Raw genomic sequence first — 22,354 nt, forward strand, 5'->3', positions numbered from 1 at the left:
CGTTCTCCAGCAGCAGGCACTATTCATTAGGCGTCGATACTTGCGAGTTGACCTTGCAAGTATTGCCACCGCAGGTGAATGCCAGTACCGGACGCCCGCCGTAATCATTCACATAGGCCAAATAAGGCGTTGTGCCGAGTACGGTGGCCGTTGGCCCCAAGGTCAGCGTGCCTTTGGGCGGAACCATCAGGGGTTCGAAGCCCGGCACGGTTTTACCGTCCTTGGTGCTGCGTGCATCCACCAGGGTCACGTAGTAAGGCGTAGGGTTATTCACCTGGTAACGCTCGCCTTCGCGGGTAAGGGTCAGTTTTTCCTGCCACGGGTTGGATAAGTCTTGCTGGCTTGGCGCAATGGCTTGCGGCCGATAGAACAATTTAATCCGAGTCTGCAGCGCAATTTGCAGGGTGTTGGCCTTATCGCTGCGCGGCGGAATTTCCCGCAGGTTGAAGTAGTAGACCGTCTCTCGATCCTGCGGTAACGATTTGGCCGCCGGCAACGCCTGAACTTTCACCTGGCTTTGCTTCCCTGGCTCCAGGCGTTGAACCGGCGGGAGTACGATCAACGGCGAGGTGATTTTTTTGCCCGCCTCGTCCTCGATCCAGCCCTGAGCCAAATAGGGCAACTGGGTGTTGTTGTTGGTGATGTTCACGCTGGTGGCCTCTTTGCCACCATCAAAAATCACTCGGGTACGATCCAGGCCAACCGCCGCGTTGGCGCTCTGGCTCAAGCCCAGGGCCAGCAGCGTAAAGGCTTGGAGTGTGAGGCGCGTTTTGAGCATCATGAGGATGTGTTCTCCATATCGGTAGGCTTCCCGGTCAGCTTGGCTGGCTCGGGCAAGGATTGATCAGTGGCTACCCTGCGGCAGCCCAGTTGCAGGGCATGGGTCAAGCCATCGGCCGGCAAAACACCTGGCAGCGTGAGGACACATCGCTCGGCCCCACCCCAACTGACGATCATCTCTTCGCCGGGCTGAATACCGCTGAGGTAGACATTGCCGCCGTCATTCACAATCCCGGTGTCCTGCTGTTTGACGTTCTTCACCGTCGCGCCGAAGGGCGGGGAACTGCCATCCGGCAGGCGCAGAACGGCCATGGCCTTCTGGCCGGAAATCACGTCCAGGAATCGATATCCGATCGCCCCTTCGGTGAGCGTCAGTTGCGTGACGGATTGAGTGGCTTCGACATTGCTCGGCAAACTCTCCAGATCGACACTGGCCGCCGTGCGCTGATAGCTGCCGATATCGGAAATGACCGCTTTGCCGAAGGCGTTGCTGCGCGTCGGCGCGCCATAACCCCGCACAGGCACATCGGGCACACCGGCGGTATCGACCATCAGGCGCGTACCGCCCGTGCTGTTGGTACGATGCAATGCCGCACCGTGAGCGGTGAGTGTGCCGCCGCCACGCGCCGAGACACTGAGGCTGGTGTAATCGCCTTGTTGCTTACTGGCAGCGAGATCGATGTCTGCCTGGTCACCGATATGACTCAGATAACCACTGGCAGCGTTATCGCTGGCACTGAGCTGGTAGCTATTACGCTCATCGAGGCGATCACTGTAGCGCGTCGAAAAACTGTTCTTGCCTGCTGCCCTATTGGCATCCAGCGACAGCGTGCCGCTGCGCCCCAACGGCAGACTGACCGTCAGCGCCATGCCGTTATCCTTATAGTTGTACTCCTGAGTGCGATACATGTTCAGCGAAACGCTCAAGTTCTTGACGCTACCCACATTGAAGTAGCGTGACATCGACACGTTCCAACGCTGAGTGGCCGGGCGCTCCCAATATGTTTGTTTGTTGTAACTCAGGTAAACCGTGGCCCCCAGATCCCGAAACTGCTTATTCAGCGTGGCCGTATAAAGTGCCTTGCTGCCCCCAATCGGTTTCCAACTGCCGCTGTACTCACTTTCTTTGTCGAGCCCGGCGAGTTCGCCGTTTCTCCCGTAATGTCGAGCATCGAGGTATTCACTCATGCTCAAGTAGTTCTTCTCGGAAAAGCGATAACCGGCAAAGGTGACTTGGCTGTCGTATTCTTCAAACTTCTTGGAGTATTGAAGGCGGTAGGATTTCCCCGAGAGCGTCTCATTCCACACACTCGCGTGCGACTGAGTTGCATCCAGTGACACAGCACCGAACGCCAACAGGTCACGACCGGCACCGACCGACAGCGCACGGTAGTTGTTATCGGTTATACCGCCGCCATACAACGACCAGCCGTTACTGATGCCCCACGAAAACTCGCCACTGCCGAAGAAGTCACCATCACCGCCGTACTGAAGATTCGACGGTCGCCCGCTCGCCAGTTTGTAACGCACTTGTCCAGGCCGCGTCAGGTAGGGCACGCCTGCCGTATCGATCTGGAACGTGTGGACCGAACCATCCTGCTCTTCGACCCGCACATCGAGCCTGCCGCTCACGGCGTCATTCAGGTCCTGAATACGAAAAGGTCCGGCCGCGACCAGCGTTTCATACAGCACACGCCCCTGCTGGCTGATGATGACCCTTGCATTGGTCTTGGCGACCCCGACCACTTCAGGTGCGTAACCGCGCAAGTTGGGTGGCAGCTGACTTTCATCCGAGTTGAGTGCAGCACCGGTAAAACGGAAGCTGTCGAACAGCTCCGAATACAGGTAGTCCTCACCCAGTACCAGGCGCGCTTTGAGCGCAGGAATGGCGCGATAGGCATAGTAGCGGCTCCACTCCAGTGTCGGATGCCTGGCCGCCTGATCGCGGTCTCTGTCGACACGCCCCTGCCAGTCCGCCCGCAGGCGCCAGGCCCCGGCATTGGCGCCCACGGTGCCGTTGCCACTGAAGTTATGGCGGACACTGTCATTCTTTTGGTGACTGGCTTGCGCCGTCACGTTGTAGTCAACCAGCAACCCCGGCACCCCCTCGTCCCAGCGGGAGGGTGGGTCCCAGTTGATGGCGCTGTATTCAAGGTAGGCCTGGGGGAGGTTGATGCTCAGGGTGGAGGTGGCCAGATCGCCAGCGACTTCCATACCCGGCAAGCCTTGAATATCCAGACACTCCCCGCCTTTCCACCAAGTAAGCCCGGCAGCGCCGGAGGCCTTGAGGCCCAACTCCTCCACAAGCGCGCGCGACACACAGGCCTGACTGCCTTTGGGATCATCATCGGGGGGATAGAACGCCACCGATTGCTCAGAAATAGGCTGGCTATTGATCTGCACAACCATCGAGTAAGTGCCCGGCAGAATAAACCCACTGCGAGCAAACTGAGACAAGTCAATATTGGTGCGGTCAACGAGATCAAGAACATCGGTATTAAACTCGATATCCCCTGCACCCAATGCCGTTCCCACCGCTGACATCAACCCGCCAAACAGGCTTGGGCGGAGCGTTTTTTTGATCTTCGACGCATTCAACATGAAAACAACCCATCACTGTTCAAAAGTATTCCAACTTGAACCGCACCGCAGCAAGGTGAGCGCCAGGCACCAGCGGCAGTCCGTTTCCAATCAGGCGAAGCGTGTAGTGAAGTGTCATGTCACCTTCAGCCAACGGCAGCAGAGGCATCGGCTCACCCGGAACACTCTCTTGACCAGCCGCATCCCAGATATGAAGGGCAATCCCCTCTGAATCGCCGAAGGCAGCAAAGGAGCGACCGTTTCTATCGCGAGCCCCGTCAAAGGTCACTTGCAGATGCTGCCAATCCGGCAAACTGACGCCTGGCCGCGACGGGTCGGGGCGACTCAATGAGCAATTGACCAGACGCAATTGGAAGGGGTGTGGTTCGCCCATCGTATTTCGCAAGAGCCGACCTATGGGTTCGGGCGCCATCTCGATGGATTGATCGGCACTGACCAATTCCAGCCCGCAAGCTGAATCAATGATCTCCCCCCCAACGTGACGACCCCGGCGCCTTGCGCAGGCTCCTGCGCGAACACGCTAGGGTTGATGAAAATCGTCAATGAAGAGGTGATAGCAAGGCGTATGAATGTATTCACCGTTTTCTCCCGCCAGCGTCCCCCGCCACCTTAAGTGGCGGGGGGAAAACTCACTGATAAGCCAAGGTGAAATTGGTTACCGCGCTGAAACTGCCAGGGACGATCGGGTCCGCAGCGGCGCCTTGTACATAGGCACCGAACTCCAGGGTGTTATCACCGACGACAATGGCCTGCGGAGCCGTAGGGACACCCAGCTCAACGAGTTTGTTGCCATGCGTCATCATGATGCCGATACCACCCGCACCGCCGACCGTGCCGATCGCGCCAGGCACAGCGCCCGAGGGTGCCCCGGTGAAGGTGGTCGTCACGGTGTTATCAGTGAGGCCAGTCAAATCGCAGCCTTCAAGTTCAATAAGCACACGTCGGGCCTCAGACTTGCCTCCGCTCTGCAACTGATGCTTTGCGATCGCCCCCAGGTGAACAGTCTGATCGACGGAGTCAGGCTTAATAGAGCAAGCACCCGAGTGGACCGACCCGATAAACGTAACCGTTCCATCCGCCGCATGAACCATGGACGCCGAACCCAGCAACAGCCCGACAGACAACAGTGCAGTTTTCATTTTGCTTTTCATTTTCCAGTACTCACACATTAATAATTTTCATTAAGACCCCCTGCAACAACAGTGCTACAGGACTTACTAAGCGAGCGACGAACAGGGTGTAGCGCCTGATTTATCTCGGTAAAAGTTTGGATCACGCGATTGTGCGTAAAACGGCTTTTCCAACTATTTGCATTGCTTAATCAGGATGTTGTTCGAAGCAGCGCAAGTTTCCCCCGTCGCCATTAAGAAGTAAGCCGTCCGATTCGCAAACGTGCGTAGCTTTGTTACACGCAGACACATAGGAAAATAATGGCAACTTGCCAAAACTTTAAAACCATCCGTAAGAAACAGACTACATGCAAGTTAATGAGCATCCATCAACTACAAACAGGTATGTAAGAACGGGATTACAAGCGTAGAAAAATAACAGCCTCTACCGGGCCAAACCCACTAACTAATTAAGACACGAGCGTGTAGAGGCAGCCGATTGTGCCTCGGCGAGTTAGTTATCGGTTTCGTGCGACCAGACGCTGATTCAGCGTCCATCCGTTGCCGCGCGGTGCGCTGTATACCTTCGTCACGATGGAAACCAAGCCAGGGGCGAGCGACGCGCAGAGAGCTGTCAGCGGCGGCGCATACGGCGGGTGGAGACTTAGGGGTGCAGAGGTTTGAGAGGGAAGGTGTTCGGGCAGGCGTGATCGCGGGCAAGCCCGCGCTTTTTTACTGTGCCCGCGTGAGCCATTTGTCCAAGCCCACCACCGCCAACGCGATCAGCACAAACCCCGTCAAAATCCCCCCGGCATTCACAAACACCTGTGGATAACCAAGGGTACCGACGTCGATGAACGGGTACTGGTACTGCCCGAGCAAATCCCCGCGCAGCAACACATAGGCGAAGTACGCCAGCGGGTACAACACCCACAGGCCAATGTGCTTGAACCGCAAGGCGCCCTTGGGCACGCAGCGCCACCAGTAGACGACAAACAGCAGCGGCATCACGTCGTGAAGCAATTCGTCGGCGATGAACTGGAACCCCTCGGGCTGCCACAAATGCCGTAGCAACACGTTATAGGCCAGGCTCACCAGCACAATGTTGACGGCAATCGCGCTGCTGACCCCGGGCGCCAGAAAATACCGCTTCACCGCTGAATCACGATGAACCACGGCATAACTCAGCACCACCGCCACCAGGGTGTTGGTCAGCACCGTAAAGAAGCTGAAGAAGTTGACCAGCCCGCCCAACAGACTGGCGCCTGTCGACCAGCGCGAATGGAAAATCAGGTACTGCTGAATCGCCAGCCCCACCCAACCGGCCAAGGCGGCCGCCGCTACACAGCGCTTCATAGGTTCAGTCCAGCGGACGTTTGGTGCGCATCAGTTTTACGTAGAGGCCTTCGACTTTCTCCCGCGCCCAAGGGGTCTTGCGCAGGAACGTGAGGCTCGACTTGATGCTGGGGTCGCTCTTGAAACAGCGCACATCAATGCGTTCGGCCAGACCGCTCCATTCGTAATGTTCCACCAGGGTGGTGAGGACGTGTTGCAGGGTCACGCCGTGGAGTGGGTCGTTGCTTGTCGCGGTCATGCCGGGCCTTTTGCAGTAAGTAGAAATACAGCCGGTCACTTTAGCACGAACAAAAAAGTTCCCGTTCTCAGTTAAAAAGTAATGTTATATTGTAACCATGAATTTCAGATCTTTAGTCGTTTTGCCAAGGAATGTGTTTGATGCCCTTCTCTTCTGTATGGCGCTTGTCCCCGCTTGCCGCCGCCCTGCTGATCTGCTCCGAAGCCCACGCCCTGGAGCTGCAACCCCAAGTCATTACCGGCAACCCGCTGGGCAGCGAACAACTCGCCTCGCCGACCACGGTACTGGAGGGCGATGACCTGACCCTGCAACAAAAAGGCAGCCTTGGTGAAACCCTGAATAAGCAGCCGGGTGTTTCATCGTCGTACTTTGGCCCCGGTGCCAGCCGCCCCATCATCCGTGGCCAGGATGGCGACCGCATTCGCATCCTGCGCAACGGCGTGGGCGCGCTGGATGCCTCGTCGCTGTCCTACGATCACGCAGTGCCGCTGGACCCGGTCAACGTCGACCGCATCGAAATCGTGCGCGGGCCGGCCGCGTTGTTGTATGGCGGCAGCGCCATCGGCGGCGTGGTCAATACCTTCGACAACCGCATCCCTACCGAGGCCATCGAAGGCATCCACGGTGCCGGTGAACTGCGCTACGGCGGCGCCGACACCACCCGCAGCAGCGCGGGCAAATTGGAAGCCGGCAACGGTACGTTCGCCTTACACCTGGATGCCAATGCGCGGGCCTTCAACGACCTGAAAATCCCCGGCCAGGCACGCAGCCGTCACGCCCCGGAAACCGAAGACGCCCCCGGCAAAAACGGTCGCCTGGGCAACAGCGACGGACGCCAGGATGGCGGTGCCGTGGGCGGTTCCTACACCTGGGACGACGGCTATGCTGGTTTGTCCTACAGCAATTACGACGCGAACTATGGCTCCCCGGCCGAGCAGGACGTACGCATCCGCATGAAGCAGGATCATTACGCCTTCGCGTCGGAAATCCGCAACTTGCAAGGCCCATTTACCTCGGTAAAACTCGACGCCGGCTACACCGACTACGAACACCGCGAAATCGAAGGCGGCGAAACCGGTACGATCTTCAAGAACAAAGGCTATGAAGCACGCGTCGAAGCACGCCACCAACCCATTGGTCCGTTCGACGGTGTGGTCGGCGCGCAAGTGACCCGCAACGAGTTCTCGGCCCTGGGTGAAGAAGCCTTTGTCCCGCAGACCAACACCAATGCCGGCGCGCTGTTCATCCTCGAAGAAATGCAGGCCACTGAACGCCTGAAACTCAGCCTCGGCGGACGCCTGGAACACACCAACGTCGACCCGGATGCCAAGGGCAACGCACGTTTTGCCGGTGCCGATAAATCCAACGATTTCACCGCCGGCAGCCTGTCTTCCGGTGCGGTCTACACCCTCACGCCGGTTTGGTCCCTGGCCGCAACCCTGGGCTACACCGAACGCGCACCGACGTTCTACGAGCTGTATGCCAATGGCGCCCACGTCGCCACCGGCACCTACGAGTTGGGCGATGCCAACCTCAAGAAAGAAAAAGCCGTGTCCAGCGACCTGGCGCTGCGCTTTGACAATGGCACTCACAAGGGCAGCTTCGGCATGTTCTACAGCCGCTTCTCCAACTACATCGGCCTGCTGGGCAGCGGTCGCACGCTGAACGATGAAGGCGAAGAAGACGCTGGCGGCATCCCCGAGTACACATACTCCGGCGTGCGCGCCCGTTTCGCTGGCTTCGAAGCCCAGGATCACTGGAAACTTGGCGAAAGCGCCTACGGCAAGTTCGCACTGGAACTGTCGGGCGACTACACCCGCGCCACCAACCTGGACACCGGCGAAGCCCTGCCGCGTATTGCACCGCTGCGCTTGAACAGCGGTTTGCTGTGGGAACTGGACCGCTGGCAGGCGCGCATCGACGTGGAACATGCCGCAGGCCAGGGCCGTGTGCCGGATAACGAGAGCGGCACCGATGGCTACACCACGTTGGGGGCAAGCGCGGGTTATCGCTTCAATGTCGGTGGCAGCCAGTGGCTGGCGTTTGTGAACGGTGAAAACTTGACCAATCAAACTGTGCGCTATGCCAGTTCGATCCTGCGCGATATTGCGCCGGCACCGGGTCGAAGCGTGCAGTTCGGCATTCGCACCACGTTCTAACTCACACCCTATGCCCCCTGTGGGAGCGGGCGTGCTCGCTCCCACATTGGTTTTGCAGCGACACTTGGTCACTGTTACCAATTCAGAAATGATGCATATCGCGATTCGTCCTTTCTCTCCAAGAAAACTCCCTTTATCCTTGCCCGCAATAATCTGAAACGTTTCACCTCCCGGTCGACCCCATCTTGCTGCTTCAAACCGCCTATCAAGACAGCGCTGTCTTACCCAGACCTGCGCCTGAGGATAAATCGCCCGCCTGTGGATAACCCTACTTATCCCCAGAAAATCCGAATTAACGCTGAACCAAGCCCGTGTCGAATCGTCATCTACAGTGAAGAAACACGGGGATACATAATTCCAACGTCACGGAGAAACACACTATGAGCACTGATGGTGCTTCAAGCCCAAGCCGCCTGCTGCCCAGGTTGCTAGGCGTCTTGCTGCTGATCATGGGCCTGGCCTTGCTGGCCGGGGGTATCAAGCTGACGATGCTTGGCGGGTCGCTGTACTACCTGCTGGCGGGTATCGGCATCACCCTGACCGGCGTCCTGCTGCTGGCCACCCGCCGCGCTGCACTGGGCCTGTATGCACTGGTGCTGTTCGCCAGCACCGTATGGGCCTTGTGGGAAGTCGGCCTGGATTGGTGGCAGTTGGTGCCGCGCCTGGCGCTGCTGTTCACCCTGGGCATCGTCATGCTGCTTCCGTGGTTTCGCCGTCCGTTGCTGCGTGGCCAACCTGCCCCGCTGGGCACTGGCGCACTGAGTGTGGCCGTGGTGCTGGCGGGTGCTACCGCCCTGGCCAGCCAATTCACCAACCCAGGTGAAATGGTCAAGACCGGCCAACTGGACCGCGACGCAGTACCTGGCATGGCCAGTGCTGCGCCGTCCCAGGCTGAGGGTGACTGGAACTCCTACGGCCGTTCGGCCTACGGCGATCGCTACTCGCCACTGGCGCAGATCACCCCGGAAAACGCCCACAAGCTTGTGCCGGCGTGGACGTATCGCACCGGTGACATCCCTGGCCCGAACGATCCAGGCGAAACCACCGCGGAAAACACCCCGCTGAAAGTCAATGGCATGCTCTACGTGTGCACGCCACACAGCCAAGTGATTGCCCTGGACCCGGACACCGGCAAGGAAATCTGGCGCTTCGATCCGAAGATCAGCAGCATGGGTGCCGAGAACTTCAAGGGTTGGGCGCACATGACTTGCCGTGGCGTGTCGTACCACGATGACGCCGCCTACGCTTCCGAGCAGAGCCCAACCGGTAGCGCCAGCCCGGCTGCCGCACCGAATGCCTGCCCGAAACGCATCTTTGTACCGACTGCCGACACCCGCTTGATCGCCCTCAACGCCGACACCGGCAAGATGTGCGAAGACTTCGGTGACAAAGGCCAAGTCGACCTGCGCGCGAACATCGGGGGCTTCGCCCCAGGCGGTTACTACTCCACCTCGCCACCGGCCGTGACCAAGAACCTGGTCGTGATCGGCGGTCACGTGACCGATAACGTCTCCACCGACGAGCCGAGCGGCGTGATCCGTGCGTTCGACGTGCACACCGGCAAATTGGTGTGGAACTGGGACAGCGGCAACCCGGACGACACCACCCCGTTGGCCGAAGGCAAGACCTACACCCGCAACTCGCCGAACATGTGGTCCATGTTCGCCGTGGATGAAAAACTCGGCATGCTCTACCTGCCGATGGGCAACCAGATGCCCGACCAATACGGCGGCGACCGTACCGACGATTCCGAGAAATACGCTGCCGGCCTCACCGCCCTGGACATCGACACTGGCCACGTGAAGTGGACCTTCCAGTTCACTCACCACGACCTGTGGGACATGGACGTGGGCGGCCAGCCTTCGCTGATCGACATCAAGACCGAAGCCGGCGTGAAGCAGGCAGTGATGGCGTCGACCAAACAAGGCAGCATCTACGTGCTGGACCGCGCCACCGGCCAACCGGTCGTGCCGATCCACGAAGTGGCGGTACCGCAAGGCGCAGTGGCGGGCGACCGCACCTCCCCGACCCAACCGAAGTCCGACCTGAACTTCATGCCACCGCCGCTCAAAGAGCGTGACATGTGGGGCGTGACACCGTTCGACCAACTGCTGTGCCGGATTGATTTCAAATCCATGCGTTACGACGGTGCTTTCACGCCGCCCTCGCTGCAAGGTTCGATCGTTTACCCAGGCAACTTCGGCGTGTTCGACTGGGGTGGCATTTCCGTCGACCCGGTGCGCCAGATCGCCTTCGTGAACCCAAGCTACATGGCGTTCAAATCCAAGCTGATCCCGGCCGCCGACATCGCCAAGCAAGGCCCACGCGTCAGCGAAACCGAAGGCGTGCAGCCAAACAAAGGCGCGCCATACGGTGTGATCCTCGAAGCCATGTTGTCGCCAATGGGCCTGCCGTGCCAGGCGCCGGCATGGGGTTATGTAGCGGCGGTCGACCTGACCACCCACAAGACCATCTGGATGCACAAGAACGGCACCGTGCGTGACAGCGCGCCGGTTCCAATTCCGTTGACCATGGGCGTACCTAGCCTGGGCGGCACCTTCACCACCGCCGGTGGTGTTGCGTTCCTCAGCGGTACCCTCGACCAGTACCTGCGTGCCTATGACGTGAAAAACGGCAAGCAACTGTGGGAAGGCCGCCTGCCAGCAGGCGCGCAAACCACGCCGATGACCTACACCGGTAAAGACGGCAAGCAGTACGTGCTGGTCATGGCCGGCGGTCACGGCTCCCTGGGCACCAAACAGGGTGACTACGTGATGGCGTTCAAACTGCCGGAATAAGCGTCACCGGCGGTAAAACAAAGGCGGCTACCTGTGAAGGTAGCCGCCTTTTTTATGCCGGTTAAAGCGGCACCCGCTCCCGGCGCATCCACATCTCGAACGCCATCGCATTCAACGGCCGACTGATCAGATAACCCTGGGCGGTGTCGCAATTCCATTGTTTGAGCAGTTTCAGGCTGGGGGCGAATTCCACGCCTTCGGCCACCACCTTGAGCCCAAGGTTATGGCTCATCTCGATGGTGGAGCGCACGATCACCCCGTCACCACTGGTGCTGTCGAGGTTGCGCACGAAGGACTGGTCGATCTTCAACTCCTGCACCGGCAGGCGCTGCAATTGCGCCAGGGACGAATAGCCGGTGCCAAAGTCATCCACCGAGAGGCTGATACCGCAGCCGCGCAGTTGCTCCAGGACGCTGAGCGCCTGTTGCGGGTTGTGCATGATCGCGCTCTCGGTGATCTCGAAAATCAGTTGCTCGGCCTCCACTTGGTACGTCATCAAGAGCGCGGTGACACGGATCGCCAGGTCATCATCAGCCAGATCGTCCACTGAAATATTCACCGACAGCTGGATCAGCATGCCGCGCTGCGCCCACTCGGCGATCTGGCGGATGGCTTCTTCGATCACCCACAGCGTCAGGCTGCGCATGCTGCCGGTACGTTCGGCCAGGGGGATGAATTCGACGGGAGAGACTTGGCCCAGGGTCGGATGCTGCCAGCGCAACAAGGCTTCGGCCTGGCATACATGGCCGTGCTTGAGGTCGAGCTTGGGCTGGTAACACAGGAACAATTCGCCCTCGATGGCGGCACGCCGCAGGTCGCGGATCAAGGTGATCTGGCGTTGATGGGCCAGGTCGCGGTCCTGCTGGTAGATCTGCAAATGCCCCGGCAGGCTGGCCGCGTCATGCCGGGCGATGGCGGCGCGGCTGATCAACTCTTCCACTTGCTGGCCGTCTGCCGGGTAGGCGGCAATCCCCATGCTCACCTCGTGGCGCAGTTCGTCATTGCCGATGCGCTGGGGCTCGGTGAGCAGCGCGTAGAGGCGGTCGGCACGGGCCACAGCGCGGTCAACCTCGGTGTTTTCCAACAACAGCAGGAATTCGCTGCCGGCGATACGCGCCGCCGTATCACTGGCCAACAGGCTGATAGACAGGCAACGGCTGGCTTCGCGCAGCATCTCTTCCACGCCCTGGGGGCCGAAACCTTCGTTGATCACTCGGTAGTTCTCGATCCCCAGGTACAGCAACACCACCGGCCGGCGTGCACTGATCGCGCTGCCCAGGCGCTCCATGGCCAGGGCCCGATTGGGCAGGCCGGTGAGCGGGTCGTGCAGCGCGTTGTGCGCCAATTGCCGCTCGCGCACGGCGATACCGCTTTGCATGGCGTTGAAAGCGCGGGCCAACAGACCGAATTCATCGTGGCTGCGCACGCGCACCGGCGTGCGGTAATCACCGGCGCCGATACGCTCGGCCGCCTGCACCAGGGCGTTGAGCGGGCGCGACACCCGTCGCGCCAGAAACAACGCGGCGGCCAACGACACCAGCAGCACCGCCAGGGCAATCCCGAGGAACTGCCGGTCCAGCGGTGCAAAGGATTCCAGGGCATGGTCCAGCGGGCTTTGCAGCAGCACACGCACTTCATCGCCATTGCCGGTATTGGCCAGCGGCAATACCAGGCTGAGCACACGCTGACCGTAGAACATATGGATTTTCGGTTCGGGGTCGACATGCCCTTCGCGCAACAGGCTAAGCGTACCGGCCTGGTAAGCCTGCGGCTGGGTGCTGAACAGCGGGCCGGGCGTGTCATTTTGCACGCTGAGGAACGACACCTCCAGGTTGCTCATGGAGCGCAGCTCACTGGCGAACAGCTTATCCATGGGAAAGCCCATGACGACGCGCGCAATGGGTAAATCGTCGATCACTTCGCGCTGCACCAACAGATAGGGCCGCCCATCCAGGGCCACGATCAGCATCTGCAGGCCCGTACGCCGGGCGTGGCGCAAGGCGTCGTCATAGGGAAAAGACTGACCGCGCACGAAGATTGGCAAGGTGCTGACCATGACCTTGCCATCCAGCCCCAGTACAAACACTTCGCTGGAACGGATGCCCGTGCCGTGGCGACGCAATGCAGCGAGAACCGGCCCGGTCTTGCCTTCGGCCACGGCATGTTTGAATGGGAGATCGGCGGTCAGCCAGTCCAGGCCGTACTGCAGGCGACGCCCGCGCAGGTCGAGCAGGCGCTCGAATACCTGGCTGCCGGTTTGCAGTTGGACTCGCGCCTGGTTTTCCACGGCGCGGGTGGTGGCGGTCTTGACGGCGAAATATGTGGCGGCGACGACCACCAGCAGCAACAGAGCCAGCACCCCGGCAATGCGGGTTTGGAACGTATGGCGCCACCTCATTGCAGTGCCCTCTGGCAGCGTTCGCCTCTCTCTGCCACTACGTCCCTTTGTCATGTGCATTCCCTGCGACCGCTGACCTGGCGTCAAAAAAACATCTATTTTGAGTGGATATTAGGTTTTAGGAGATTAGCTGGGAGTAGGGTTAAGTGCACCCAATAAAAACGGGGAGTTTTGTGGCGGTTTTTTGGCGACAATGGGTTGACTGAAGGGCTCGGCGGCTCGGGGGGGGACGCGGGGTTGAGTACATATCCTTTATTTAGGTTATGGCGACTATGGGTTCCGCTCTTACAGCGGGTCACTTTGGAAAAGCCCCAAAGTAACCAAAAGGCTCTTGCCCCAACACTCGGCACCTCGCTCACGCTCGGTGTGCCCGTAATCCGACAGTGATTTGGGGGGCCGCCGCCACGCGCCATCCATGGCGCGGGGCGGCTAAGCCGGCATCCCTGTCGGTTTACCCCCCAAATCCCTGCCGAATTCCGGCCAGCGTGTTTGACGGGGCGCCTGAGATCAAAAGCAAAGCAAAAGCAAAAACAAAAGCACGGCGCCCTGACAGCCAGCCCGAGTGGTTGGATCAAAGGCTGTTACCTGTAGGAGCTGGCTTGCCGGCGATGCGAACGACTCGGTACCGCAGGCACACCCCGGTGATGCCATCGCAGGCAAGCCAGCTCCCACATTTGACCGCGTACGCCTCCCCAAACCGGTCGGCTCTAAGGCCGCCGCGCTTTTGCTTTTGATCTGGGGCGCCCCGTCAAACAAGCCGGAGTGAGGGCATGCCGAGCCTAGGTGAGGCACCGAGTGTTGAGGCGAAGCGTTTTTGGTTACTTTTTGCGCTCTTCAAAAAGTGACCCGCTGTAAGAGCGGAACCCATAGTCGCCGTTACCAAAGAAACGGATATGTACTCAATCAATCAATCAATCAATCAATCAATCAAAGACAGCGAGCCCGCATAAAATCCCCCCACCGCCGCACCAAATAATTATGCTCATCCATCACCGAATTCCACACCGCAATATGCCCCATACGCTGCTCATAAGACCCCCCATCCCGCACTTCCCCGACATCAATCAACGGCAACCCGTCACTCCCCAGCAACTCCTCCCACGCCGGCTCCCCCGCGTACCAATAATCCCACTCCGCACTGCTCAAGTGATCCCGCGTACGCGCCGGGTTCCCAATGTAGTAACCCTGGCGCGCCATCACCGCCCCAGGCCACCCCGACAACCACCAATTCAAATACGCATACGCCGCATCCAACACCGCGCCCTTGGCATGCCGCGACAACGACAACCCACCAAACCACGCGCGATACCCTTCACGCGGCACCGCCAAGCGGTATTTCACCCCCGCGCGATGCAGCCGCATCAAGGTCGGCGACCACAGGCTCTGGATATCGATACTCGGGCTGAGCATCAATTGCGCGGCCTCTTCATCATCGGACCAGAACGCCGCAAAGTGCCCCTCCTTCTGCTTGCGCACCAGGATGTCAGCAAGCACGTCGATCTCTTCAATGCTCATGTTGCCGATGTCCCTGAAGCTCGCCAGCCCCGCGCCCTGCACCGCCAACGCCGCATCCAACGCACCGATGGCGGCGTCACTCTGCAAGGCCGTGCGCGCACGCCAAGCGGGGTCCAAAAGCCAGCCCCAGCTTTCGTTACCGTGGCAAAAGCCTTCGGGCAACCGTTCGGGGCGGTAGGCGAAACTGTCGGCGTTGTGGGTCAGGGGTAACATGCTGATGCGGTCGGTGACCGTGCTGCCGAGGCTGCCATCGTGCTGCACGAACAACCGTTCACTGGGCACACTGCCGCTGCCGAGGCGGTCATCGGGTGACAGGCGACCGCGCTTGGGCAGATCATTGATTTCGTGCCACAGCGCGATGCGTCGGGTGTCGATGGGCTGGATCGCCCGGGCCGGCCACACGAAGTCAACGTTGTGGAACCACTGGTCGTACAGGTCGTAGCTGTCGGGTTGCATCACCGCGATACGCTGGGCCTGTTCGACGTCGTGCACCTGATAGATCAGGCGAATGCCCAGCTCCTGCTCAGCGCGCACGCGCAAGCATTCAAGCAGGGTGACCGAAGTACCGAGGACTCTTAACGTGATCATGCCGCAAACCGTCGTGAAAACACGTTGAAGGAACGTCGCAACAGTTCGGGGTCGAGGCCGCGCAGGATAAACACCAGGCGCGATTGCCGATCACTGCCCGGCCACGCAGGCAGGTGCACCGGCGCATGCAGGCAATGCTGCACACCATGAATGACGATGGGGGCGTTACTGGCGTTCACGTTGAGCAGCCCTTTGACACGGAGGATCCGTTCGCCGTGGCATCTTAACAGCATCGACAACCACACCCCGAACCCCACCCAGTCCAGGGGCTGGTCGAAGGTCAGGCTGCACACTTGTGCGGCGCCGTGGGTGGCGGTGGTGGTGCGATGCAGTTGCCAGCGACTGACCTCCACAGCGGGTTCGGGGCTGCGCAGGCCTTCGCCGAGCAGCAGTTGATCGCCGCTGTGGATCTCGTGGGTATCGAGAATCGGCGTGCCGGCATTCAGCGCCTGCAAATGGGCGCGCAACGCCGTGCAATCGCCGGCCAGATCGGTCTTGCTCAGCAGCAGGCGATCCGCCGCCGCCACTTGCGCCAGCCATTCCGGGTGCAGGCGTTCTTGCACAGAGGCGTGGCTGGCATCGACGAGGGTAATCACCAAGCCAACATGGAAACGCCCGCGCAGTTGCACGTCGTTGTTCAAGGTGGCAAGAATCGGTGCCGGGTCGGCCAGGCCGGTGGTCTCCAGGATCACCCGCTTGAAGGCCGGAATTTCACCCCGTTCGCGACGCTGCAGCAGGCCGAGCAGTGCGTCTTTCAACTCGCCACGGATCGAGCAGCACACACAGCCGCTCGGCAACAATACGGTGTCCGGTGCCACCTCTTCCACCAATAGGTGGTCAATGCCGACATCGCCGAATTCGTTGATCAGCAGCGCGGTGTCGCCCAGGCTTTCGCCTTGCAGCAGGCGCTTGAGCAAGGTGGTCTTGCCGCTGCCAAGGAAGCCGGTGATCACATTCAGAGCCATGCTCATTGTTTACTACCTCAATGATGCCCCTGTAGGAGCCCGGCTTGCCGGCGATGGCGTCCTTCAGAATGCCATCGCCGGCAAGCCGGGCGCCTACAAGTCCAGGTGATCCAGCAAGTGGGGGTCGAGGGGGTCCAGCGGGCGGCCGAGCATGCTCTCGGCCGCCTGCCAGAGTTGATCCAGGCCGCTGGCCAGCGCCTGTTTGCCGGTGGCGCCCAACAGCAAATACGACGCGCCCTGGAAATCTTCGACCTTGAGCCGGAACACTGCCAGCACCTGGTTGATCGCAGTAATCCGGCGCAGGCGTTCGCGGCGCCGGGGCAGTTCATCGCCCAGGGGATCGCTCCAGTGCAGGTCTTCGCCAAGCAGTCCGCAGAGTCCGCACATGGCTACACCCCACTCATGGCATGACATCGCCGGAGTTCGGGCCCAGGGTCTGGCCGACGAACAGGTTGCCACCGGGCTCGCTGGCGAGCAGCACCGCCGTTGGCGCAACTTCATCAGCCAGACCGAAGCGACCCAGGGGCAGTTCCTTGGCCTTGGCGCGCTTCCAGTCGTCGCTGATACCGCCTACCAGCGGCGTCTCGATCGGGCCTGGCGCGATGGCGTTGACCAGCACATTGTCCTTGGCCACTTCCAGGGCCAGGGACTTGGTGAAACCGATCACCCCGGCCTTGGCTGCGGCGTAATGGGTCAGCTCGGCGCCGCCCTTGATACCTAGTTGCGACGCGACGTTGATGATCCGCCCCCAACGTTGCGCGAGCATGTGCGGCAAGGCGCGCTGGCTGGCGACGAACACACTGGTGAGGTCGACACGCAGCATGTCGTTCCACATCTCAATGGACAGGTCGACGCAGCGTGCCTGGGTGAGCATGCCCGCGTTGTTGACCAGGATATCGATTCCGCCGAAGTGTTCGATGCAGCAATCGACACTGGCCTGGGCGCCTTCGACGGTGCCGACGTCAGCCAGGCACTCGAACACCTCGGCACCGAGGTTGCGGCAGGTGATCGCCGTTTCCGCGAGGCTGGCGGCGTTGCGGTCGGCCAGTACCAGGCGCGCGCCTTCAGTGGCGTAGGCATGGGCGATGGCGGCACCGATGCCGCTGCCGGCGCCGGTGATGACGGCGCGGCGGTGGATGAGTTGGGGCATGTAAATTCTCCCGAGACAAACACAGTTCTGATGTGGGTACAGTCAATCGGGCCAGCGTACGGTCAGGCCACCGTCGATGACGATGCTTTGCCCGGTCAGATAGCTCGATGCGTCACTGGTCAAAAACTGCACCAGAGACGCCACTTCATCCGCCCGCCCTACCCGGCCCAACGGAATCGCGCGCGCCGCTTTCGCCAAGCCTTCCGGCCCCAACGAGTTCTTCGCATCCAGCGATTGCGGCGTCTCGATCAACCCTGGGATCACCGCATTGCAACGGATGCCCTTGGCCGCCAACTCCACCGCCAGCGACCGGCACAACCCCGGCACGCCGGCCTTGGCCGCCGCGTAATGGCTGTGTTCCTGCCAGCCATACACACCGCCGGCAATCGACGAAATCGCCACCAGCGCACCGCCTTCCTGCATGTGCCGGGTCGCCGCGCGGAAGGTGCGCATCACCCCCGTCAGGTCGACGTTGAGCATTTCGTCCCACAGCGCGTCGGTCATCTCCAGCAACGGTGCGCGACGCAGCAGGCCGGCGTTGGCCACGGCGTAATCCAGTCGACCGAAATGCTGGATGGCTTGCGCGGCCAGGGCATCGACTGAAGCGGTGTCACCCACGTCCAACGGCAGCATCAGGCACTCGCCACCGGCCTCTTCTACCAGGCTGACGGTGGTCTGCGGGTCATGGGGATCGGCCGGGTAATACCCGCCGACCACCGCCACGCCGTTACGGGCATAGGCCACGGCGAGGGCTTGGCCGATGCCGCTGGCGGCACCGGTAATCAAGGCGACTTTACGGCTCATCACACACTCCTTACTGAACGGTTTCCGGGCGCACATGGCGTGCGGCAAACATCAAGGCGCCGGACAGGAAACACGGCAGCGCACCGAACCACAGCGCGGCGGTCTGCCAGTCGCTGCCGGCAGACAACACCTGGGTTGCGCCAAAGCCTGCAACCACCGCACCGATCGGCCCCATGGCGTGGATGATTGCGCCTCCAGTGGCGCGGATGCTGGTGGGGAAACTCTCGCTGATAAAGAACAACGCCGCCGAATATGGACCGATCAGGAAGAACAGGCCCAGGCTGTACAGCCCGACTACCATCGGCATATTGCTCGGGCCAAACAGCATCCCGGCGAACGACAGGCCGCCGAGCATCCAGCCCAGGCCAATCACGTTGCGACGGCCGATCTTGTCACCCATCCAGCCGTGGCTGAGGTAACCGCAGTAACCCACCAGGTTCGACAGCACCAGGATGATCAACGAATTCTCGAACGAGATATGGTGCACGCTGACGATCACCGACGTACCGAGCACGCTGAACACCTGGATCGCCGCCCAGTTGAGCAACAGTGCCGCGCCGATCACTAACGTGGCGCGCCGCGCCGGGCCCCGGAACGCGGCCTTGAGGCCGGCCTTGCTGTGTTCGTCATAGTCCACGCCGTAGGTCACGGCAACGTTTTGCGCTTCCTTCACTGCGCCGCTTTTACGCAGTTCGCTGATGCGCTGGTGGATCTGGAACTGCGGGCTCTCCTTGAGCTTGCGCGCCATGATCGCGATGACAATCGCCGGGATCGCGGCGAAGATGAAGCAGCCCTGCCAGCCAATGATCGGCAGCAACAGCGCGGTCAACCCGGCGGCAATCAAAGCCCCCACCGGCCAGCCGCCTTGCACCAGGCTATAGATAAAACCACGGCGTTTGGTCAGTCGCGGATCTTCCGAGGCGCCATACAACTCACTCAAGTACGTCGCGTTGACGGTTTCTTCGGCATACCCCAAGCCACCCAACGAACGGATCAGAATCAGCGGCGACTTGCCCCACGCACCGCCGATCGCGGTGAGTGCCGAGCACAGCGCGGAGCCGGCCACCGTGAAGATAATGCCGGTGCGCCGCCCCAATTTGTCCACGACCGGGCCGATGGCAAACGCAACCACCGCCGTGCCGACCGCCACCCACGTCGCGATTTCAGCTTGCTCCACTTCACCCCAGCCAAAATGCCGGCCGATCTCCGGCAGCAAGGTGCCGAACAGGATGAAGTCATACACCGCAAACACCCAGGCGAAAAACGCGATCCAGGTGGCGAATCGCACCTCCTTGGACGTCAGTTGCCGGGGCTTCCAGCCAGTCAGGTCAAGCTTGTTGTAGATGGACATGGGTCGCGCCTCAAGGGTTAGTGGCCCACCGTAGGAGCGAACGTGCTCGCGAAGAACGCCTCGACACCGCGTTCATCCAGGATGCCCGCGTCATCGTTGACGGTTTCCGCGGGCAAGCCCGCTGCTACAGGTGGGGTGTGTCAGGTACGGGGTTGGCGGCGGATGAAGTCGTCGGCGATTTCGTCGAAGGTCACGAAGCGCACACCGGCATGGCTCTGAATGTGTTCGATCAGGCGCTCAAGCATCAGCAGCACTTGCGGACGGCCGGAGACGTCGGGGTGGATGGTCATGGTGAACACGGCGTGTTCGTGTTCGCGATACACCCAGTCGAACTGGTCGCGCCACATTTCTTCGAGGTGACGCGGGTTGACGAAGCCGTGGCTGTTGGGGGCTTTCTTGATGAACATCATTGGCGGCAGGTCGTCCAGGTACCAGTTGGCCGGGATCTCCACCAGGTCGGTTTCTTCGCCGCGCACCAGGGGTTTCATCCAGGTGTCGGGGTGCTGGCTGTAGTCGATCTTGGTCCAGCTGTCGCCCTTGCGCACGTAGTAGGGATGGAAGTCGTTGTGCATCAGGCTGTGGTCGTACTTGATGCCTTTTTTCAGCAGCAGTTCGTTGGTGACCTTGCTGAATTCCCACCACGGCGCCACGTAACCCGTCGGGCGCTTGCCGGTGACTTGGGTGATCAGCTCGATGGATTTATCCAGGACAATTTCTTCCTGCTCGGCCGTCATGGCGATGGGGTTTTCGTGGCTGTAGCCGTGCACACCGATTTCGTGACCGGCGTCGGCCACGGCCTTCATCTGCTCGGGGAAGGTTTCCATCGAGTGGCCAGGGATGAACCAGGTGGTACGCAGGCCATAGCGTTCGAACAGCCTGAGCAGGCGCGGCGCGCCGACTTCGCCGGCGAACAGGCCACGGGAGATGTCGTCCGGCGAGTCTTCGCCGCCGTAGGAACCGAGCCAACCGGCGACGGCGTCAACGTCGACGCCGAATGCACAGAGAATGTCTTTAGCCATGATGTGTCTCCTTAAACGTTGAGTACGGATTCGACGGATAGCGCCGCGCGCAACAGGCGAGCGTCTTCCCCCGTCGGGGCGCTGAGCAGCAGCCCGGTGGGCAGGCCCTGGGCATCACGGCCACTGGGCAGGGTCACGCCCGGCATGTCGAGCAAACTGCCGGGCATGGTCAGGCGCAGGGTGGCGAGGTTGGTTTTGACGAACAGCTCGTCATCGGCTTCCAGCGGTGCCAACGCCGGAGCGACATGGGCGATGGTGGGGGTGATCAGGAGGGCGCCGTCGAGGTCGGCCATCAATTGCTGTTGCAGGCGGCGACGGGCGTCGAACAAGTGGAGCAGTTGGCTGGCCGGCAGCGCGCGCGCGGCTTCGAGGCGGCGGCGTACACGGGGGTCGAGTTGTTCGGCGTCGGGGCTGTCGAGCAAGGCTTCGTGCAAGGCGAAGGCTTCGAAGGAACCCAGCCAGCCATGGTGCTTGATCAGGTCCAAGGTGGCCTGGAAGGTCGGGCACTCGCGTTCTTCGATCAACGCGCCGTGGGCCTTGAGTTGCTCCACTGCGCGCAGCAGGTTGTTGCGTACAGCGGGTTCGACATCTTGCTGCGCCAACACAAAACGCTGGCCCTTGAGGCTGCGGGCGATGTGCGTTTGGCGACGGCCATGCAGCAGATCGTCGATGGCCAGGGCATCACGCACGCTGCGCGTCAGCGGACCCAGGCTGTCGAGGGTGTGGGCCAGGGGGAACACGCCGTCGCGGCTATAGCGTCGGCTGCTGCTGCGGTAACCCACCAGGCCGTTGAACGCCGAGGGGATGCGGATGGAACCGGCGGTGTCGGTCCCCATGGCGATGGGCACAATTGCGGCAGCGACGGCCACGGCTGAACCGGACGACGAGCCGCCGGGAATGCGTGGCTGGTCAGTGCCATGGGGATTGTGTGGCGTGCCGAAATGCGGGTTCAGGCCCAGGCCGGAATACGCCAATTCGCTGAGGTTGGTCTTGCCCACGCTGACCATCCCGGCGCGGCACAGCAAGCCGACCGTCGGTGCGTCGAGCAATGCGGCAGGCGCGTTGCGGCGGTAGGCGGCGCCAGCAGTGGTAATGCTGCCGGCCACGTCGAACAGATCCTTCCAGGCCAAGGGTACGCCGTCGAATACACTCAAAGGCTGGCCGGCGCGCCAACGGGCGGCAGCGGCTTCAGCTTCCCGGCGCGCGCGCTCGGCAGTCAGGCTGATGAACACAGCCGGGACCTGGCTCGCCTTCTCGAGTGCCTGTTCAAGGACTTGCACCGGGTCGCTGCGACCGCTGGCGAAATCCTCGGCCATTGAAGTGGCGTCTGACATCAGGTTGCCCCTTATAAAACGTACATATTAATAAAATATACATTTTACAAAGGCAGCTTTCGTGCCAGTCTCTGTTTGACGGGCTCTACGCAAACCGTGGATTTTGCCCAGAGCTACGGGATAGAAGGTTTTAAACAGCGCAAAAAAAGGACGGGAGCACGCCGGAAAGCGTGCCGAATGAAATAATGT

Annotated in this window: 16 protein-coding genes and 1 pseudogene; 2 read left to right on the forward strand and 15 right to left on the reverse strand. The window is 60.9% G+C overall.

Going from position 1 to position 22,354, the window contains the following annotated elements; all coding sequences use genetic code 11:
- Positions 1–19: 19 nt before the first annotated feature.
- The 6 genes and pseudogenes from AB4O08_RS07120 to AB4O08_RS07145 all read right to left on the reverse strand — a co-directional run bounded on the left by AB4O08_RS07120 (position 20) and on the right by AB4O08_RS07145 (position 6,084).
- The gene (locus tag AB4O08_RS07120) at positions 20–781 is read right to left on the reverse strand and encodes a fimbria/pilus periplasmic chaperone (RefSeq protein WP_010212832.1); all 762 of its coding nucleotides are present in this window, start codon (positions 779–781) and stop codon (positions 20–22) included.
- Positions 778–3,381: an outer membrane usher protein gene (locus AB4O08_RS07125; protein WP_021491809.1), complete on the reverse strand. Its 2,604-nt coding sequence runs from the start codon at positions 3,379–3,381 to the stop codon at positions 778–780. The genes AB4O08_RS07120 and AB4O08_RS07125 overlap by 4 nt, the downstream gene beginning before the upstream one ends.
- A 19-nt stretch (positions 3,382–3,400) precedes the next feature.
- Positions 3,401–3,960: pseudogene (locus AB4O08_RS07130) on the reverse strand (fimbrial protein).
- A gap of 50 nt (positions 3,961–4,010) precedes the next feature.
- Entirely contained in the window at positions 4,011–4,520 is a 510-nt protein-coding gene (locus AB4O08_RS07135) for a fimbrial protein (RefSeq protein WP_032883091.1), read from the reverse strand.
- Positions 4,521–5,222: 702 nt separating this feature from the next.
- Positions 5,223–5,846, reverse strand: a complete 624-nt coding sequence (locus AB4O08_RS07140; protein WP_010212837.1) for a Pr6Pr family membrane protein — start codon at positions 5,844–5,846, stop codon at positions 5,223–5,225.
- 4 nt (positions 5,847–5,850) lie between these two features.
- On the reverse strand, positions 5,851–6,084 hold the full coding sequence (locus tag AB4O08_RS07145; protein ID WP_010212838.1) for a VF530 family protein: 234 nt from the start codon (positions 6,082–6,084) through the stop codon (positions 5,851–5,853).
- Between the two features lie 140 nt (positions 6,085–6,224).
- Between AB4O08_RS07145 and AB4O08_RS07150 the strand changes: the two genes are divergently transcribed.
- Both AB4O08_RS07150 and AB4O08_RS07155 read left to right on the forward strand, forming a co-directional pair.
- Complete coding sequence (locus tag AB4O08_RS07150) at positions 6,225–8,243, forward strand: TonB-dependent receptor (protein ID WP_044286686.1); 2,019 nt, start codon at positions 6,225–6,227, stop codon at positions 8,241–8,243.
- A gap of 380 nt (positions 8,244–8,623) precedes the next feature.
- The gene (locus AB4O08_RS07155; protein ID WP_460114776.1) at positions 8,624–11,041 is read left to right on the forward strand and encodes a glucose/quinate/shikimate family membrane-bound PQQ-dependent dehydrogenase; all 2,418 of its coding nucleotides are present in this window, start codon (positions 8,624–8,626) and stop codon (positions 11,039–11,041) included.
- 61 nt (positions 11,042–11,102) lie between these two features.
- Here AB4O08_RS07155 and AB4O08_RS07160 read toward each other — a convergent pair whose 3' ends face one another.
- The 9 genes from AB4O08_RS07160 to AB4O08_RS07200 all read right to left on the reverse strand — a co-directional run bounded on the left by AB4O08_RS07160 (position 11,103) and on the right by AB4O08_RS07200 (position 22,165).
- A complete protein-coding gene (locus AB4O08_RS07160) occupies positions 11,103–13,439 on the reverse strand; it encodes a putative bifunctional diguanylate cyclase/phosphodiesterase (RefSeq protein WP_021491812.1) in 2,337 nt (778 codons plus the stop codon).
- Between the two features lie 927 nt (positions 13,440–14,366).
- Positions 14,367–15,542 carry an ABC transporter substrate-binding protein gene (locus tag AB4O08_RS07165; protein ID WP_460114777.1) on the reverse strand — a complete coding sequence of 392 codons (1,176 nt, stop codon included), beginning with the start codon at positions 15,540–15,542 and terminating at the stop codon, positions 14,367–14,369.
- Positions 15,539–16,513 (reverse strand): CobW family GTP-binding protein, encoded by a 975-nt coding sequence (locus AB4O08_RS07170; RefSeq protein ID WP_038452746.1) that lies wholly within the window; start codon positions 16,511–16,513, stop codon positions 15,539–15,541. The genes AB4O08_RS07165 and AB4O08_RS07170 overlap by 4 nt, the downstream gene beginning before the upstream one ends.
- 87 nt (positions 16,514–16,600) lie before the next feature.
- Positions 16,601–16,894 carry a hypothetical protein gene (locus AB4O08_RS07175; RefSeq protein ID WP_205517942.1) on the reverse strand — a complete coding sequence of 98 codons (294 nt, stop codon included), beginning with the start codon at positions 16,892–16,894 and terminating at the stop codon, positions 16,601–16,603.
- Between the two features lie 13 nt (positions 16,895–16,907).
- Positions 16,908–17,657, reverse strand: a complete 750-nt coding sequence (locus AB4O08_RS07180) for an SDR family NAD(P)-dependent oxidoreductase (RefSeq protein ID WP_010212852.1) — start codon at positions 17,655–17,657, stop codon at positions 16,908–16,910.
- 42 nt (positions 17,658–17,699) lie between these two features.
- Positions 17,700–18,461: an SDR family NAD(P)-dependent oxidoreductase gene (locus AB4O08_RS07185; RefSeq protein WP_042571706.1), complete on the reverse strand. Its 762-nt coding sequence runs from the start codon at positions 18,459–18,461 to the stop codon at positions 17,700–17,702.
- A gap of 10 nt (positions 18,462–18,471) precedes the next feature.
- Positions 18,472–19,812, reverse strand: a complete 1,341-nt coding sequence (locus AB4O08_RS07190; RefSeq protein WP_010212856.1) for an MFS transporter — start codon at positions 19,810–19,812, stop codon at positions 18,472–18,474.
- Between the two features lie 140 nt (positions 19,813–19,952).
- Complete coding sequence (locus AB4O08_RS07195; RefSeq protein WP_021491817.1) at positions 19,953–20,831, reverse strand: polysaccharide deacetylase family protein; 879 nt, start codon at positions 20,829–20,831, stop codon at positions 19,953–19,955.
- An 11-nt stretch (positions 20,832–20,842) separates the two neighbouring features.
- Complete coding sequence (locus AB4O08_RS07200; RefSeq protein ID WP_044286684.1) at positions 20,843–22,165, reverse strand: amidase; 1,323 nt, start codon at positions 22,163–22,165, stop codon at positions 20,843–20,845.
- Between the last annotated feature and the right edge of the window lie 189 nt (positions 22,166–22,354).

The organism is Pseudomonas sp. H3_E07 (assembly GCF_054668895.1).

Excerpts from the sequence above, each read along its gene's own strand:
- AB4O08_RS07120 (WP_010212832.1), bottom strand. The coding sequence starts at position 781 with ATGATGCTCAAAACGCGCCTCACACTCCAAGCCTTTACGCTGCTGGCC.
- AB4O08_RS07125 (WP_021491809.1), bottom strand. The coding sequence starts at position 3,381 with ATGTTGAATGCGTCGAAGATCAAAAAAACGCTCCGCCCAAGCCTGTTT.
- AB4O08_RS07135 (WP_032883091.1), bottom strand. The coding sequence starts at position 4,520 with ATGAAAACTGCACTGTTGTCTGTCGGGCTGTTGCTGGGTTCGGCGTCC.
- AB4O08_RS07140 (WP_010212837.1), bottom strand. The coding sequence starts at position 5,846 with ATGAAGCGCTGTGTAGCGGCGGCCGCCTTGGCCGGTTGGGTGGGGCTG.
- AB4O08_RS07145 (WP_010212838.1), bottom strand. The coding sequence starts at position 6,084 with ATGACCGCGACAAGCAACGACCCACTCCACGGCGTGACCCTGCAACAC.
- AB4O08_RS07150 (WP_044286686.1), top strand. The coding sequence starts at position 6,225 with ATGCCCTTCTCTTCTGTATGGCGCTTGTCCCCGCTTGCCGCCGCCCTG.
- AB4O08_RS07155 (WP_460114776.1), top strand. The coding sequence starts at position 8,624 with ATGAGCACTGATGGTGCTTCAAGCCCAAGCCGCCTGCTGCCCAGGTTG.
- AB4O08_RS07160 (WP_021491812.1), bottom strand. The coding sequence starts at position 13,439 with ATGAGGTGGCGCCATACGTTCCAAACCCGCATTGCCGGGGTGCTGGCT.
- AB4O08_RS07165 (WP_460114777.1), bottom strand. The coding sequence starts at position 15,542 with ATGATCACGTTAAGAGTCCTCGGTACTTCGGTCACCCTGCTTGAATGC.
- AB4O08_RS07170 (WP_038452746.1), bottom strand. The coding sequence starts at position 16,513 with ATGAGCATGGCTCTGAATGTGATCACCGGCTTCCTTGGCAGCGGCAAG.
- AB4O08_RS07175 (WP_205517942.1), bottom strand. The coding sequence starts at position 16,894 with ATGTGCGGACTCTGCGGACTGCTTGGCGAAGACCTGCACTGGAGCGAT.
- AB4O08_RS07180 (WP_010212852.1), bottom strand. The coding sequence starts at position 17,657 with ATGCCCCAACTCATCCACCGCCGCGCCGTCATCACCGGCGCCGGCAGC.
- AB4O08_RS07185 (WP_042571706.1), bottom strand. The coding sequence starts at position 18,461 with ATGAGCCGTAAAGTCGCCTTGATTACCGGTGCCGCCAGCGGCATCGGC.
- AB4O08_RS07190 (WP_010212856.1), bottom strand. The coding sequence starts at position 19,812 with ATGTCCATCTACAACAAGCTTGACCTGACTGGCTGGAAGCCCCGGCAA.
- AB4O08_RS07195 (WP_021491817.1), bottom strand. The coding sequence starts at position 20,831 with ATGGCTAAAGACATTCTCTGTGCATTCGGCGTCGACGTTGACGCCGTC.
- AB4O08_RS07200 (WP_044286684.1), bottom strand. The coding sequence starts at position 22,165 with ATGTCAGACGCCACTTCAATGGCCGAGGATTTCGCCAGCGGTCGCAGC.